This is a genomic window from Marisediminitalea alba, from assembly GCF_002993365.1.
GTDB classification, from domain to species: Bacteria; Pseudomonadota; Gammaproteobacteria; order Enterobacterales; family Alteromonadaceae; genus Alteromonas; species Alteromonas alba.
The window spans coordinates 17327-33367 of the sequence record NZ_PVNP01000196.1; the positions used below are offsets into that span (position 1 = coordinate 17327).

Below are 16041 nucleotides of genomic sequence, written 5' to 3' on the forward strand. Positions count from 1 at the left end.
ATCTGCGCCTGTTTTACTTTTCAACCGGATCGGTCATCAGGCCGACCGAAGGCACACCCGCTTTTTGCAGCAGTACCATCAATTGAATCACTTCGTTATAGGCAACCTGGCCATCCCCTTTAACCACTACCGGCGTGTCAGGGCTTTGCTTTAACTGCGCCTGAACCAGTGCCGCCATTTCTTCTTCATCAACGGCCTGCTCCTGGTTATCGCCCAGATTAAGGTAGTAATCGCCCTTAATATCCACCGACGCAATAATGGGTGGTTTATCTTCCTGCTCTATGGGCTGGGCGCTGGCTTTGGGTAAATCCACTTTAACGCCCTGGGAGATCAAAGGAGCGGTAACCATAAAGATAATCAGCAGCACCAGCATTACGTCGATGTAAGGCACCACGTTTATTTCAGAAACCGGACGACGGCGTTTACGCACATACATAGCGGGACTCTCCTGTTAACTTAGGATGTTATGCGCTTTGCTGCGACGCATGGGCCTGACGCTGCAGGATGGCTGAAAACTCTTCCATAAAGTTGACGTAACTGTTTTCCAGTTTCTCTACCTGGTGGCTAAAGCGGTTATAGGCAATCACCGCAGGGATCGCGGCAAATAAACCTATCGCGGTGGCTATCAGTGCTTCAGCAATCCCCGGCGCAACCATAGATAATGTAGCCTGTTGAACTTCGCCCAGTGCAATAAAGGCGTTCATAATACCCCATACGGTGCCAAATAAGCCGATATAAGGGCTGATAGAGCCGGCCGTGGCAAGGAATGACAGGCGGCTTTCAAGGTTGTCCACTTCCCGTGATAACGCCACGCGCATTGCCCGGTAGGTACCGTCGACAACCACATTAGCGTTGGTATTGCTTTTACGCAGGCGCACAAACTCTTTAAAGCCAGCACAGAAGATATGGCCCATACCACTTACCTGCTCTTCGCTGGAAAGTTGTTGGTATAAGCGGTTCAGATCGGCGCCCGACCAGAACTCATCTTCAAAGTTCTTCATTTCACCGCGGGCACCGTTAAGCGCTTTCTGACGCTGAAAAATAAACGCCCAGGAGGCAATGGAAACACTGATTAGCAATAACATAACCAGTTGTACTACGAAGCTTGCCTGTAAAAACAAGCCTATAAAGGTTAAATCAGATGACACGCGAAAATTCCCCTAACATTGCCTCTGGTATTCGACGCGGCCGCATATTGGCCAAATCCACACAGGCGATTTTTGCTTGCACGGTAACCAGTAGCTTCTGGTCCTGTGCATTTATAATATCTTGTTTAAATGTCATGCTAGCGCCCTTCAATTCTACAATGTGCGAGTGAATACTCAACATTTGATTGAAGCGAGCAGGCGCATTATTGTGCATTTCAACGTGTTTGACGACAAAGGCAATGTTTTGTTCCAGCAATTCGTCTTGTTCGAAGCCTAAATCTCTGAGCCACTCGGTTCTGGCCCGCTCCGCAAACTTTAAATAATTAGCGTAATACACTATGCCACCGGCGTCGGTATCTTCGTAGTAGACCCGTATACTGAGTGTGTGCACCTTGAAATCTCTGTTAATTAAGATGCTTCACATGGTAGGTAAAAGGCGGTTTGCTGTCTATAGCGCCTGAGAACTACGACCAAGTAAATGTATCGCAAGATGAATTGCATCAGCCACCAGAGATCTACCGCAAAAGCTTAATATTACTAGGCTAAGGATAAAAACCCCCGCCGTTAACATTTCATTTACAGATTAGTTTTTCTAATCTTAAAACTAAAATATTCTCAATTGTGAGCAACCAAATTATCTCTATAATACGCCTCATCAAGTCGACAGATGAATGAGTTCTCTATTTATTGCCTGTTAGACATGAGTTCCCTGGATTTTTTCCTTCAACACTTGTTGTTCTCACCCCGCTTCTCTGAAGCGGGTTTTTTTTGCCTGTTTTTCGGGTGATTTTATTTTTCGCACAAACACAGTAAACCACAATACAGCACTCTGTATCATCATAATGTCACTCGGGATATTAGCGGCTCAGTCTTTTTTACAGGAAGAAATACCGAATGGCAGGTATAACGGGCAAAAATTAATAATGCCGGTGAGCAGAATTATGGCGCCAACTGCACCCCACCAGGACTGGTAATACACGCCAGCCGAAATGATGAGTAGTCCAAATACGACCCTTAGTACTTTATCTATGCCACCAACGTTTGCGTTCATTTGTTATCCTCCACTGATACGATAATGTCATCGCTATAGTAGATACGCTGGCAAGTTGAATATTGATTAAAATCAGACCCTGGTCTTGTAGGGCAGCTATTAGCTGCCCACCTGAAATCCCAGATGCAGATAAGCGCGTTGGGTGGCTATGCGTCCGCGCGGGGTGCGCTGCAGGAAGCCCTGCTGAATAAGGAAGGGCTCAATAACATCTTCAATGGTTTCTTTTTCTTCGCCAATGGCCGCAGCGAGGTTTTCCAGGCCTACCGGACCGCCATCAAATTTTTCGATGATGGCATTTAGCAGCTTGCGGTCCATGTAGTCAAAACCTTCTTTATCCACATCGAGCATATCCAGTGCAGCGGCCGCTACCCCACCATTTACCGTCCCATCCGATTTAATCTCGGCGTAATCCCGCACCCGGCGCAATAGCCGATTGGCAATACGCGGTGTACCACGAGACCGCTTAGCCACTTCAAACGCACCGCTCTCGTCCATTTCCAGTTGCATGTAATGCGCGCTGCGAGCAACGATGTCGGTGAGATCTTTTACCGAATAAAATTCCAGACGCTGAACAATGCCAAACCGGTCTCTGAGCGGTGAAGTTAGTGAGCCAGCCCGGGTGGTCGCTCCTACCAGTGTAAAGGGCGGTAAATCCAGTTTAATGGAACGCGCTGCCGGCCCTTCGCCAATCATAATGTCTAACTGATAGTCTTCCATGGCCGGGTAAAGTATTTCTTCCACCACCGGGCTTAAGCGGTGAATCTCGTCAATGAACAGCACATCGTTGTGCTCCAGGTTGGTCAGCAGCGCCGCCAAATCTCCGGCCTTCTCGAGGACGGGCCCAGACGTAGTTTTAATGTTTACCCCCATCTCATTGGCCACGATGTTGGCCAGTGTTGTTTTCCCCAACCCCGGCGGGCCAAAAATCAGCAAATGATCGAGCGCGTCTTCGCGACGACGGGCAGCTTCAATGAAGATTTCCATCTGATCGCAGACATGTTGCTGCCCGGTATAATCCTGCAACAGCTTAGGCCGAATCGCCCGGTCAATCACGGCATCTTCGTCGCTTTCACTGGCAGATATTAAACGGTCTGCTTCAATCATTTACTGTTCTCTCTATCACTGCTGATACTTATTGCTGAATTCAACACGCCACTGACTGGCGCTTACAAAGCGGCTTTTAGCGCCTGGCGAATCAGGGCCTCGCTATCCATACCGTCCTGATACACCGCATTCACCATTTTGCTTGCCTGCGGCGGTTTATAACCTAACGCTACCAATGCGCTCATGGCTTCTTCTTTTACGCCGCTGAGCGCCACAATAGCGTTTTCGCCACCATTGTCGAGACTACCAGCAACAAGCAGTTCACTACCAGATGTTTCTAAATTCTGGGTAAACTTCGCCAGCCGGTCGCGTAACTCTACCACTAATCTTTCCGCGGTTTTCTTACCGATACCAGGCAGCTTGGTCAGCGAGGTTACGTCTTCGTGCTGAACCACCTGTAAAAACTGTTTAGCAGACATTCCGGATAAGATGGCCAACCCCAGTTTCGGCCCCACGCCATTAGCCTTAATAAGCTCACGAAACAGGCCACGCTCCAGTTTATCGGCAAAGCCAAATAGCAGCTGGGCATCTTCACGCACCACAAAATGCGTGTATAACGTGCAGGTCTCTCCCACCGCGGGTAACTGGTAAAAACTGGTCATGGGAAGCTGCAGCTCATAACCCACACCGCCTGCATCTACCAACACATCAGGTGGTGCTTTTTCCAATAGCTGGCCGTGAATACGTCCAATCATGATATTCTTTTACTCCGTTTTGCTATGCTCGAAGTGAGGCGTTTACCGCAACCGACCGCGTACCGTTTTACGCGCCTGGCCGGCTAACTTCACCAGGTTTTGCTCACTGTGGGCATGACATAATGCCACTGCCAGCGCATCGGCCGCATCGGCCTGCGGTGTGCCGGATAACCCTAACAGGTGTTTCACCATATGCTGCACCTGGGTTTTATCGGCGCCACCGGTGCCTACCACAGCTTGCTTTATTTGCCGGGCGGAATACTCTGACACACTTAAACTGGCCTGCGTTGCGGCAATCATCGCCGCTCCCCTGGCATGGCCCAGCTTTAATGCTGAGTCGGGGTTGCGGGCCAGAAACACCTGCTCAATGGCCAGGCAATCCGGTTTAAACTGCTCGATTAACTCACTCACACCAATAAAAATTTTGTCCAGCCGGGGCGCCAATGGTTTATCGGTTAAACGAATACAACCGCTGGCCACATAATGTAATTTGCCCTGATGCCGACGAATTAAACCATAGCCGGTGACGCGAGAACCTGGATCTATACCCAGTATTACCATTATTTTGACTCAGGTACAAATGCCAGAATGGCAGCTTGATTAGAAGGTGACCAAACACGCTCTGCGGCAACGGATTTTTCAACCCATTCGTAAGCGGAGTGTTCGGTTAAGATGATAGGTGCCTGACTGCTGATTTGTACTACGAACACGTATTCTGTGTTCACAAAGGCATCGGGGGGATAGCGGTAGCGCCACTCGGGGCGGATCTCATACTGATTAATGTGCTGGCAATCAATAATGTCACCTGACTCGGGAGACAGCATAACGCCAGTTTCCTCAGCGACTTCACGATAGGCTGTCGCGAGCGGCAGTTCGCCTTCTTCGATGGTGCCGGTCACCGACTGCCAGAAATCCGCATCATCATTGCGCTGCATAATAAGCACCTGGTTGTGCTCATTGTAGAGCACAACCAGGACCGACTCGGGACGCTTATAAGCCATTATTCGGCGTCTTTCTTCACTGTTGCGATGGCCAAATCGGCCAGTTGCTGAGGATTAGCCGGGCTCGGCGCATCGGTCAGCGGACAAGCGGCAGTGGTGGTTTTCGGGAACGCCATCACATCACGGATAGAGGTAGCACCGGTCATCAGCATCACCAGACGATCAAGGCCGAAAGCCAGACCAGCGTGTGGTGGTGCACCGTAGCGCAGCGCCTCAAGCAGGAAGCCAAATTTCAGCTCGGCTTCTTCTTTCTCAATACCCAGAATGCTGAACACTGCCGATTGCATGGCCTGGTCGTGGATACGAACCGAACCACCGCCTAATTCAACACCATTTAACACCATGTCATAGGCATCAGATAAAGCGGTTTCAGGCGCTTGTGCCAGTTGCTCCGGCGTTAAGTTGCGCGGTGCAGTAAACGGATGGTGCAGCGCGTGCAACTGACCATCGGCTTCTTCGAACATTGGGAAGTCAACCACCCACAGCGGGCGCCAATCACCTTCCAACAACTCAAAATCTTCACCCAGCTTCAGGCGTAATGCCCCCATGGCTTCGGTAACAACCGTTGCATTATCAGCGCCAAATAACAGAATATCGCCATCTTCAGCACCGGTACGAGCAAGGATTTCACTAACGATTTCAGCGTTAAGGAATTTAAGGATTGGCGACTGTAACCCCTCCAGGCCGTTGGCTTTTTCGTTAACTTTGACCCAGGCCAGACCTTTCGCGCCGTAAATGCCGACAAACTTGGTGTACTCATCAATTTGCTTACGCGACAGCGATGCACCACCCGGTACACGGATAGCAGCAACGCGTCCTTTCGGATCGTTGGCCGGGCCACTGAACACTTTAAAGTCAACGTTTGCCAGCAAGTCTGCCACATCGGTCAGTTCCAGCGGGTTACGTAAGTCCGGCTTGTCACTACCGTAGCGCTTCATCGCTTCGGCGTAGGTCATTTGTGGGAAGTCGCCTAAGTCGACATCAAGCATTTGCTTAAACAAATCGCGGATCAGACCTTCGGTAATGGCCATTACGCCATCGGCACCTAAGAAGGTGGTTTCGATATCGATTTGGGTAAATTCCGGCTGACGATCGGCACGCAAATCTTCATCACGGAAACACTTAACGATTTGGTAGTAGCGGTCCATGCCCGACATCATCAGCAATTGCTTAAACAATTGTGGTGACTGCGGCAAAGCGAAAAATTCGCCTTTGTGGGTTCGGCTTGGAACCAGATAATCACGGGCCCCTTCTGGTGTGGCTTTAGTCAGAATTGGGGTTTCGATGTCAAGGAAGCCTTCGCCTTCCAGATAACGGCGAACCGCTGCAGTCACCTTGGCGCGAAACTGCAGTTTATTGCTCATTACCGGGCGACGCAGATCCAGATAGCGATAACGTAAACGCTGTTCTTCAGAGTTTTCCTGATTCCAGTCCAGTGGTAACACGGCCGACTTATTAAAGATTTCCAGGCCCGTACCCAGAATTTCCACTTCACCGGTGGTCATTTGCTTATTGACCTGTCCTTCAGGACGAGCGCGCACTGTGCCAGTTAACTTGATACAGAATTCGGCACGCAGTGTATTGGCCAACGCCTGCACTTCGGGTAAATTCGGGTCAAAAACAACCTGTACTAAGCCTTCGCGGTCGCGCAGATCGATAAAAATCAGGCCTCCTAAGTCGCGGCGTTTGTTTACCCAGCCACACAGCGTGACTTCTTGTCCAATATAAGATGCGTTAATTTTCCCACAGTAATCTGTGCGCATGGTCTTCGACCCCTAATTACTTTGTTAGCTATTTTGTGGTTGCGTGAAGGTGCTGGCTATACCGACCTGAATCTACCGATAATCACCTGATTATTCCTTTACCTGCTTTACCGGCATGAGGATAATGACCGCCAACACGTCTGTTATGTTTTAAATTTAAGGCCGCATAGTATAAACAAATGCTACCCAAAGCCCAATGACAAATATCCAATCAACCAGCACATTAGGCCCTGTTTTTATCGGTCTTCCCCAATGGCAGCACAGTAGCTGGCCAAAACGCTGGTTTGCTAACCGATCGGGCACGCAACTGGCCGATTACGCAAGGCAACTAAACAGTGTTGAGGGAAATACCACATTTTATCACCTACCCTCGCCTCAGACCTTGGATAACTGGGCAGCGGCAACACCAGCAGATTTTCGTTTCACGTTTAAATTTCATAGTGACATCAGTCACAAAAGCAGCTTACAGCATTGTGACCACCTGGTAACGGAGCAACTTAATCTGCTGGCTCGCTTAGAGCATCGATTGGGCCAGCTGATGCTGCAGTTACCCGCCGGATTCGGTCCCGCTCAGCTACCGGTACTGGCAGCATTCCTTAAGCGTTTATCGCCGGCTTTCAGTTATGCGGTGGAAGTCCGTCATCTGGCATTCTTTGCCAAGGGTGAGGAAGAGAAAGCCCTTAACAGGCTGCTTATGACGCATGGTGTTAACCGTGTGATAATGGATACCCGGGCTTTGTTTACCGGGCCAGAGGATAGTGCGCTGACGGCCGAAGTGCGAACCAAGAAGCCACGGGTGCCAGTGAATGTTATCGCTACCTCAAATCAGCCGGTAATGCGCTTTGTGGGTAACAATAACGAGCAGGACAATGCGGCCTGTTTACAACCCTGGATAGATAAATGTCAGCAATGGCGGAAACAGGGTAAAGCCTGCTATTTATTTTTTCATCGTCCCGACAATCAGGACGCGCCCTGGTTGGCTCAGCAGTTTATTGCAGCGTATAATCAGCGTTTTCCGGACGCTGCCATACCAGCACTACACTTTGCTCCAGACCAGGATGATCTGCAAAACCAACTGTTCTGATAAACCTGATTGGGTTTAAGTACGCGAGCGTGAACTGCGTCGGCGACGAGTGGAATGTTTCTGGTTTTTGAGGCGAATATAGAAGTAGCTTAATACGGCGATAACGCCCATAAGTAAGCCAACAATAACAATTAACAGGTTATTAAAAGTGGCTTCTTTGCTGACCGCTTCTTTTTCACTTTCGAGTGTTTGATTGAGCGACAGAATTTCTCGCTGAGTGCTGCGCTGCATGGCTGCGAAATCCTGAGAAATCTGATCCATTGTGAGGCTTAATACACGGTTTCGCTCTGCGTCCATCCAGGCAATCAGCTCTTCATAGGCTGATGTAATACCTGCAATATTATTATTCGCTGCGGCAAGACCAACCTGATTGAGTAAATGTTGGCGGGTAGTCAGGTAAGTCAATAAAACGTCTTCCTCATTGCCCATCGTCACCGACGCCTGTAGCGACTTTGCGGCAGACAGATCACCGGATTCAATCAAATAAGTAATTTTATTCAGAGTATATAACTTTGGCGCTGAAAGTTGCGGGTGTTCATCCAGCCAGTCTTCAATTTTACGGTTCCAGCGTACCACCAGATCCATGTTCTGTTGCTGCACATTCGCATGCATAAGCCAGTAGCCAGCAATAAACTGCCCTTTGATACTGCCACTTTCAGCACTCTCTTCCAGCAGCGTAAGGGCAACCGTCTCCATGTCTTGCCACTGATTATCTGCTGCCATAATAGCCAGTAACTTATCGTGTAGCGCTATGCCAGCTTCGCCGCCAACATCTTTTGAAAAGTCGACCAACTGACGAACTTTTTCCAGTGCCCGGTCAAACCACTGCATGGCAACCAGTAACTCTATTTGCTGATTCAACACTTCACGCCAGCTGACATAATTACTTTGTGCCCAGAACGCTTCCTGAGCCTGATTAAAGTATTCCAGCGCCGACATAACGTTGCCGGTCTGAATATCTGCCACACCAATATCAAACAATATTTGTGCTTTATCTTCAGCGGATAAACGACGGGATAGCAGACCAAGCAACTGTTGTTTACTCGACTCTACGTCATCGGGAGAAGCGATGGCCTGATAGCGCAGTTTGGCCCGCAAAGTAAATGCCTGTGAACGATAATCCTGACGACGAACGGCTGTGGTCAGCACTTCATCGGCCATGCTGCGAACGGGTTCGAAGTTTTCCTGCTGTGCTGTGATAAGTAACTTGTAAGCCAGAATAGCATTTTCTGCAGCATCGGCATGCAATGCATTGGCGCTGGCGAGTAACTCATTAACCTGGTCGATTTGTAGATTGGCGGGCGTATTTTTTGCGCGAATGATGTCATTTAACCGGGTGACGATCTGCGATTCTTTCATTGCCTGTGCCTGAGCAGGCTGTCCACAAAATATGACAATAAAGCTTGCTACAATAATCCAGATGTTAATACGTGCTTCCATCACTACCGGTCAAAAGTATACTGTCGTCCAATATCGACACACTATCCCATGACTGACTCTTTTTGCCAACCTAAAAATGGCTGCTGTTTACGCTTTATTAACTATCGATGGAAGGCCCGGATACCCGGAGGACGTTGTCCCCCGGCGTTACCAGATAAGATCAGCCTAGCGGAAGTCGCCGGCGTCGAGGCTATGTTTTTTCATCAATTTATGCATGTCGGTGCGGTTGCGGCCGGCGAGCTCAGCTGCACGGGTGACATTACCGTCGGTCATTTTAAGCAGTTTAAACAGATATTTCTGTTCAAAGGCATCGCGGGCTTCGGTCAGGGTTGGCCAGCTTTGACGCGTGGCAGACAGCGCCTGTTCAACCAGGTGTAACGGCACCACAGGCGTTTGCGTGAGGGCGACACACTGCTCCACCACGTTTACCAGCTGGCGTACATTGCCCGGCCAGTCACTTTTTACCAGTAATTGCATGGCATCTTCAGAAAACTGAGTAACCTTTACACCGTGGCGCTCAGCACTTTGTTTGAGCAGGCTGCGGGCCAGTAGCGGAATATCTTCGCTGCGTTGTTTTAGTGCAGGTAATTTAAGGTTAACCACATTCAGGCGATAAAACAGATCTTCCCGAAAACTGCCCTCTTCCATTTCCTTGTGTAAATCTTTGTGCGTTGCAGAAATCACCCGGACATCGATATCCACCGACTTACTGCTGCCCACCGGTCGGATCTGACGTTCTTGTAGTGCACGGAGTAACTTAACCTGCAGAGTCATGGGCATATCGCCAATTTCGTCGAGGAACAAGGTGCCGCCATGAGCTTCTCTGAACAGGCCCTGGTTAGCGGTAACGGCGCCGGTAAAAGCCCCTTTTACGTGACCGAATAATTCTGACTCCAGCAGGTTCTCCGGCAGCGCGCCGCAGTTAATAGCGACAAACGGGTAATCCGCACGATCGCTGGCACGATGTATGGCATTTGCCAGCAACTCTTTACCCGTGCCGCTGGCGCCGGTAACCAGCACACTGACTTCCCGCTTGGCAATACGGTATGCCTGATCGAGCACATGTAACATTTCAGGTGAACGGGTAATAATTTCCTTACACCACTCGCCCGGCTCAGCCGCTTTTGAATGTTGCAGCGCCTTACCCAGCAACTCCCGTAGTTTATCGTGATCTACCGGCTTGGTTAAGAAGCCAAACACGCCGCGCTGGGTTGCTTCAACCGCGTCTGAGATGGTGCCGTGGGCAGTCATCAGGATCACCGGTATATCAGAGCGGATGGCCATAATTTCTTCAAACAGGCTGAGGCCGTCCAGTCCCGGCATTCGCAGGTCACTTAGCACCAAATCAAAGGTGCCGGTGTTGATTTTTTTGAGGGCTGCCTGGCCATCTTCCACTGCGGTTACCTGAAACCCTTCGCTTTGCAGACGAATGGTCATTAAGCGTAACAGGCTTTGATCGTCATCGACCAAAAGAATATGCGATGGCTGCTCTGCGTTAACACTCACTGCTGTGTCTCCTCTTCCTGACTCATCAGGTTTGATTCGATATTGAGTAATGCCTCAAGCTGGGCTTTTAACTCATTAATTTGGTTTTCCTGGGCCTCAATGGTTTTATCCTGGCCGTTATTCATTTTGCTGAGCAGTGTTACTGCCGACTCAAACTCCAGCATATGTTCACTCGGCTTATGAATAATCGCTTTCATGCGCTGCTGATTTGCTGGCGATAATGCCGGCAGCAGTTGTTCAAACCAGTGCTGAGCGCGCAATCTGGCTTTGTAGGGTGTATTAACCGGCTGCGACAAAATGACTTTTTGCAACAACATGTCGGGGGCATCCCCAAGCTGCTCAATCAGTGATTCCCGCTTTGGCCAGGTCATCTGGTCGACCTGCGCCCAGTAATCAAGCCAGAAGCCTAAATCACAGCGGGCCGGATCCAATTGCATGTCTGACTGAAACACACAATCGTCCTCACTCGCCTCCAGCGTCGGTTGATAGTTGTCAGGTTGAGTCTGGGGTTCCTTTTCCGGTGTTAACGTACAACCGGTTAAAATAAGAGCTGCGCTCAGGGCAGCAAAGTGCTTCATTGTTATTGGTCTTCCTGCTGAGGGATTACAACCCGAAAACAAACCTCGGCGTAATCTACGTCAATCACATTTACTTCTCCGTGCATGATCCTGGCACAATCCGCCACAATGGATAAGCCCAGTCCGGTGCCGATCACATTATCGTTTCGGGCACCATCGCCGCGCACAAAGGGTTCAAATAAATTACTAATTTTTTCCGGCGGAATTTTGCTACCGTGGTTAGCAACGTCTATCAGCGCGGTATCATTTTCAACAGCCACCCGGATATAAATGGTTTTGTCTAAGGCGCCGTGTGCCACCGCATTAGACAACAAATTATCGAATATACGGCGCAATAGTTCAGCATCAGCGCTGATGCTGCTGGCTTCAATATTCACCGCTAATTTATGGTTCTGCAAGGCCAACTGATAATCTTCGATACACTGGCTAACCATTTGTTCCACATCCACCCGGGTAAAACTGGCCTGAGCCTGTTGTAACAGCAGGTTGTAATCCAGAAGTTTTTCAATCAACGTGTTTAACCGTGACGTACTGCTGGCCAGCAAACTCATGACTTCTTGCTGGGATTCGGATAGTGCTCCTACCGTACCATCGGTAAGTAATGCACACCCTTCCTTTATACTCGCTAACGGGGTTTTTAATTCGTGAGCGGCGTGTCTTAGCAGCGCAGTGCGAATATGCTCCAGTTGCGCCAGCCGCTCGCCCAGCCAGTGAAGATCTTTCTCTACACCGACCAGTTCTTTGGGTGCCCGGGTCGACAGCGGCGGCAATCGGCCTTGTTGTCTGGCAAGCATGCGGATGATTAATTTTAACTTACGCACCGGGTTGATAACCAACTGGCTGCCTAACAAAATCAGCGCCAGCGATACCGATACTAACAATGCGCTCAGCCAGGACTGCTTAGCCTGCATGTCTGCCACGTCCTGGCGCTGTACCGTTAAGCGCGCCTCAATGGCATCATCCACACTTTCGTGAACATCCACCAGCGCTGTGCGCAAACGTCCCAGCCCGGGCGCTAAATCGGCTTCGCTGGTAAAGGCTGAAAAAGATTTAAGTTCGGCCAGAACAGTATTTACCGATTCACAGCCATCTACGCTGACCTTAGCATCGCAGAGTGCCGCATAGCGTTCATCAAAACGTATTAACGCATTTTGCACCAACCGTTCCGCGACGTCGTTTTTAAGTACCTGATACTGGCGCAAAGCACGCTCAAGCACCACGCTGGCACTTTCGAGTTGTTGCACTTTCGAGACGATACCCGCTATTTGCTGAGTTTCATCAATGGTCATCCGACTAACTCTGGTTAAGTCGGTATGACTTTGCCACAACAAGGCGGCCAACGGGATGAGGGCAACTAAAAAGCTGCCGATAATGAGCTGACGTAACGACCCTAAACGCAAGAGCGAACCACTATCTATTAAACGTGACGCAAGCATCGCATAGCGTTGAGAGTTCGACAACGTGTTAACGCCTATTTGGCAAATTCACCGGACTAAATGGCTGCAAAACGCTGATTTACACTGACAGCGACAGTACTTCACGGCCATAATCTGAACTGATTAATTCGGCTTCACTGATTTTGCCATCTTCGTTGATATCGATGTCACCAAACTCGCGCAACAAATCGGTGTTTTTTACTGCTTCGCGCAGGGTAATAAATCCATCATCGTCAGAGTCCATCTTTTCCATGAATTCCTGACTGGTTGGAATCGCTGCTGCTGAAAAGGTTGTTACCGCTGCTAAGGCCAGAATAATAGTACGCATGGCTGTCTCCGCTTATTGTCTTTATTCGGTTATGTTTCCTTACCAGAGCAGAACTCGTACCAAAACATCATTTTATATACTTTTCATATACTTAAATATAATCACCAGATATTTCGGCGTTCTGACAACACTTATTTGTTGCTATTAAGCAACAGTTCTTTGCAAGAAAGGCCCGCTCGTTAGCAGCGTTTTTGTAATAACGGTAAAGCCACCAAGCTACTTTCAATGCTCGCAGCCCCGCAGATAAAGCAAATAAAGCCGCGAGTAAACTTGTGAAAACCCAGGGCTTGGATTACTTTTAATGCATCAGTATGTTTGGTAAATGATGATGTGGTTTAAAAAGCATTTATCTCCTGTTGTCTGCCTGCTTAGCACCTTTTTTATGCTTGTCCCGGCTGCAAGCCAGGCGGATGTGGAGCTGGCCTCCGGGTTTAAGGTGTCCGGTTTCGGCCGTGTTATTGGCGGCTATCTGGATACCGGCGATGCCGCTTATCTTGATTACACCGATGAGTTCAAGTTTGACAGTCAGTCTCTGGCAGCATTGCAGCTCGATTGGCAGGCAACTGATAAACTCAGCGTCACCTCGCAATTACTGGCTCACAGTAACTCAGATCGGGAATCTGGTGTAGAATGGTTATACCTGACCTATCAACTCAATGACAACTGGCAGTTTCGTGCCGGAAAACAGCGTACGCCTTTTTTCCACTATTCCGACGTGCTTAATGTTGGTTTTGCTTATCATTGGATAAACCCGCCTCAGCAACTTTACAACGGTGTACTGTTCCCTACCTATGAAGGGGTGAATGTTAATTATCGGTTTGGTAACGAAGACATACAGGCATCCATTGAAGCCTATTGGGGCAGTTATAACGATGAATACGAAATTGCCGATGTACAGGTAAAACCCGATGTAACGAATCTGCATGGTTTTATTGGTCGGATAAATCGTCAGAATCTGCAGTTTACGCTGGCTTTCCATCGTGGCGATATCGATGTGACCCTGCAGGAGCTGGATGATTTCCGCTCAATTCTGCAGTCTGCTGGTTATAGTGTGTCGGCAGACTCCCTGTCACCGAAAGGCAAAGTAGAAGTGTTAACTGCTGGTCTGTCATATCATAGCTTTGATTATTTTGCAGAAGCTGAGGTGATGAAACTCATAGGCGAGCCATCGGCATTTCCGGCTATGCTCAGCGCTTACCTGACAACCGGCATCTACAGTCCGCCTATGACTTACCATGTTACTCTGGCGACATCGTCAGTTTCGTATCCTGAGCCTACAAATGAGATCCCCCTTGGACTCTCGCCAGAGTTAGACGTTTTATCTACCGCTTACGAATCGATTTTTGACCAGTTTAACCGTGACTCACTGAACAGTATTGCCATTGGCATGCGCTACGATTTTAACGCCCACTTCGCTATCAAAGGCGATGTATCCTTCTTGCGCGGACAAGGCCAGCAGAGAGCCTTTTTTGAAGTAAAAAATGCTGACTTCGACAATTCTGCCACGCTATATCAGGTGGCTTTGGAGTGGGTGTTCTGATGAAACGTCTATTCCTTTTAACTTGTCTGTTAGTCAATTGCTTAGCGGCTCATGCTAAAAGCAGTGATCATGTGGTCGTTATAACGCGTCAGGACTCATCCATTAATACCATCAGTAAATCTCAACTGAGAAACCTGTTTATGAGTAATCTGGCATTGCCTGACGTAACACCCATTGCACTGTCGCCGGGAGAAGTGGCCCGCTCGATTTTTAACATCAGGGTCATCGGACTCACCGAGTCACGGATCCAGGCATACTGGGCGCAAATGCGCTTCAGCGGTCGGCAACAACGGCCAGAGACCGCAGACAGTATTGATGAGCTGATTTTAATGATAGAGTCTTCAAAAGACACCATAGGGTATCTGCCGGAAGGCACGCCATTACCCGAAGATATTAAGATAATTTATCGCAGCTCTGCGCAGTAACTAACCAGCCTGACGCTGATAGTCCGGTTGGTTTTTAATGTCGGCTAATGGCCGGGGTTTACTGAACAGGTATCCCTGTAGCGTGTCGCAGCCTAACGCCTTAAGGTATTCCCACTGCGAAATCGTTTCCACACCTTCGGCGCAAATCTTCAGTGACAGCCGCCGCGCCAGATCGATAATCGAGATAGTCACCAACCGACTGCGTTCAGAGGTATCCAGCTCCATCACAAACTGACGGTCAATTTTGAGGGTATCTATCGTAATCCGGGTCAGATAGCTTAGCGACGAGTAGCCGGTGCCAAAGTCATCCAATGCGATGGTACAACCGAGGTTGTGCAAGCGCTTAAATAAGGATTCGCTGGTTTCAAAGTTGTCGAGGTAGGCAGACTCAGTTACCTCAAACTCCACATTCTCCGGATTGACGGAGTGAGCCTGAAACGCATTATATATCCAGTCAAATAACTCGCTATGACGCAAATCATGCACCGATAAATTGATCGCCAGGCGTATTTTAGGTGTGTAGATACTCATCAGCTCGGCCAGTTCCTTACTGGCCTGATTAAGTACCCACTGGGTAATAGAAGTAATTTTACCCGCCTGTTCAGCGACCAGGATAAACTCAGAGGGCATGACCGGACCTAACTCAGGATGGTGCCAGCGAATTAGCGCCTCCAGCGAATCAATCTCGCCATTCAGGTTAATTTTAGGCTGATAATGTAAGCTGAACTGGTTTTCTTCTATCGCCGCTTCTATGCTGTTGGCGATGAGGATCTTGCGCTTATGAGATTCCGACATCTCAGGGTCGAATATTGTATAAACACCCCGCCCCCGCGCTTTTGAACGATACATGGCAAGGTCGGCATTACTCACCAGTTGACTGAGGTCGTAACCGGCTTCGCGGGCTTTCGCCACGCCAATACTCACGCCAACTCTCAGCGACAG

General features: G+C 49.1%; 18 protein-coding genes. 3 read left to right on the forward strand and 15 right to left on the reverse strand.

Going from position 1 to position 16041, the window contains the following annotated elements:
- Positions 1–13 precede the first annotated feature (13 nt).
- The 9 genes from tolR to aspS all read right to left on the reverse strand — a co-directional run bounded on the left by tolR (position 14) and on the right by aspS (position 6762).
- Positions 14–436 carry a protein TolR gene (gene tolR, locus C6Y40_RS19390; RefSeq protein WP_105936048.1) on the reverse strand — a complete coding sequence of 141 codons (423 nt, stop codon included), beginning with the start codon at positions 434–436 and terminating at the stop codon, positions 14–16.
- A gap of 28 nt (positions 437–464) precedes the next feature.
- Positions 465–1148: a protein TolQ gene (gene tolQ, locus C6Y40_RS19395; protein ID WP_105936049.1), complete on the reverse strand. Its 684-nt coding sequence runs from the start codon at positions 1146–1148 to the stop codon at positions 465–467.
- The gene (ybgC, locus tag C6Y40_RS19400; RefSeq protein WP_105936050.1) at positions 1138–1539 is read right to left on the reverse strand and encodes a tol-pal system-associated acyl-CoA thioesterase; all 402 of its coding nucleotides are present in this window, start codon (positions 1537–1539) and stop codon (positions 1138–1140) included. The genes tolQ and ybgC overlap by 11 nt, the downstream gene beginning before the upstream one ends.
- Before the next feature lie 474 nt (positions 1540–2013).
- Positions 2014–2199 (reverse strand): YgaP family membrane protein, encoded by a 186-nt coding sequence (locus tag C6Y40_RS19405; protein ID WP_105936051.1) that lies wholly within the window; start codon positions 2197–2199, stop codon positions 2014–2016.
- 99 nt (positions 2200–2298) lie between these two features.
- A complete protein-coding gene (ruvB, locus tag C6Y40_RS19410; protein ID WP_105936052.1) occupies positions 2299–3303 on the reverse strand; it encodes a Holliday junction branch migration DNA helicase RuvB in 1005 nt (334 codons plus the stop codon).
- Between the two features lie 62 nt (positions 3304–3365).
- Positions 3366–3998, reverse strand: a complete 633-nt coding sequence (gene ruvA, locus C6Y40_RS19415) for a Holliday junction branch migration protein RuvA (protein ID WP_105936053.1) — start codon at positions 3996–3998, stop codon at positions 3366–3368.
- Between the two features lie 42 nt (positions 3999–4040).
- Positions 4041–4562 carry a crossover junction endodeoxyribonuclease RuvC gene (gene ruvC, locus C6Y40_RS19420; RefSeq protein ID WP_240622029.1) on the reverse strand — a complete coding sequence of 174 codons (522 nt, stop codon included), beginning with the start codon at positions 4560–4562 and terminating at the stop codon, positions 4041–4043.
- Positions 4559–4999 carry a dihydroneopterin triphosphate diphosphatase gene (gene nudB, locus C6Y40_RS19425; RefSeq protein WP_105936055.1) on the reverse strand — a complete coding sequence of 147 codons (441 nt, stop codon included), beginning with the start codon at positions 4997–4999 and terminating at the stop codon, positions 4559–4561. The genes ruvC and nudB overlap by 4 nt, the downstream gene beginning before the upstream one ends.
- On the reverse strand, positions 4999–6762 hold the full coding sequence (gene aspS / locus C6Y40_RS19430; RefSeq protein WP_105936056.1) for an aspartate--tRNA ligase: 1764 nt from the start codon (positions 6760–6762) through the stop codon (positions 4999–5001). Before aspS ends, nudB begins: the two co-directional genes overlap by 1 nt.
- 196 nt (positions 6763–6958) lie before the next feature.
- Between aspS and C6Y40_RS19435 the strand changes: the two genes are divergently transcribed.
- Positions 6959–7846, forward strand: a complete 888-nt coding sequence (locus tag C6Y40_RS19435) for a DUF72 domain-containing protein (RefSeq protein ID WP_105936057.1) — start codon at positions 6959–6961, stop codon at positions 7844–7846.
- A gap of 15 nt (positions 7847–7861) precedes the next feature.
- Here C6Y40_RS19435 and C6Y40_RS19440 read toward each other — a convergent pair whose 3' ends face one another.
- The 5 genes from C6Y40_RS19440 to C6Y40_RS19460 form a co-directional block, all read right to left on the reverse strand.
- Positions 7862–9205 (reverse strand): hypothetical protein, encoded by a 1344-nt coding sequence (locus C6Y40_RS19440; RefSeq protein WP_146129614.1) that lies wholly within the window; start codon positions 9203–9205, stop codon positions 7862–7864.
- Between the two features lie 246 nt (positions 9206–9451).
- Positions 9452–10792, reverse strand: coding sequence for a sigma 54-interacting transcriptional regulator (locus C6Y40_RS19445; RefSeq protein WP_105936059.1), 1341 nt, complete (start codon positions 10790–10792; stop codon positions 9452–9454).
- Positions 10789–11370 (reverse strand): hypothetical protein, encoded by a 582-nt coding sequence (locus tag C6Y40_RS19450; protein WP_105936060.1) that lies wholly within the window; start codon positions 11368–11370, stop codon positions 10789–10791. Before C6Y40_RS19450 ends, C6Y40_RS19445 begins: the two co-directional genes overlap by 4 nt.
- 2 nt (positions 11371–11372) lie before the next feature.
- Positions 11373–12830 carry a sensor histidine kinase gene (locus C6Y40_RS19455; RefSeq protein ID WP_240622024.1) on the reverse strand — a complete coding sequence of 486 codons (1458 nt, stop codon included), beginning with the start codon at positions 12828–12830 and terminating at the stop codon, positions 11373–11375.
- Between the two features lie 55 nt (positions 12831–12885).
- Positions 12886–13134, reverse strand: a complete 249-nt coding sequence (locus C6Y40_RS19460) for an EF-hand domain-containing protein (protein ID WP_105936062.1) — start codon at positions 13132–13134, stop codon at positions 12886–12888.
- A 382-nt stretch (positions 13135–13516) separates the two neighbouring features.
- On the opposite strand from C6Y40_RS19460, the gene C6Y40_RS19465 reads away from it, so the two are divergent.
- Together C6Y40_RS19465 and C6Y40_RS19470 are read left to right on the forward strand one after the other, a co-directional pair.
- Positions 13517–14674, forward strand: a complete 1158-nt coding sequence (locus C6Y40_RS19465) for a TonB-dependent receptor (RefSeq protein WP_146129615.1) — start codon at positions 13517–13519, stop codon at positions 14672–14674.
- A 71-nt stretch (positions 14675–14745) separates the two neighbouring features.
- On the forward strand, positions 14746–15099 hold the full coding sequence (locus C6Y40_RS19470) for a hypothetical protein (RefSeq protein WP_146129616.1): 354 nt from the start codon (positions 14746–14748) through the stop codon (positions 15097–15099).
- On the opposite strand, the gene C6Y40_RS25290 is transcribed toward C6Y40_RS19470, so the two are convergent.
- The gene (locus tag C6Y40_RS25290; protein WP_240622025.1) at positions 15100–16023 is read right to left on the reverse strand and encodes a putative bifunctional diguanylate cyclase/phosphodiesterase; all 924 of its coding nucleotides are present in this window, start codon (positions 16021–16023) and stop codon (positions 15100–15102) included. It abuts the gene before it with no gap.
- Positions 16024–16041: the final 18 nt, after the last annotated feature.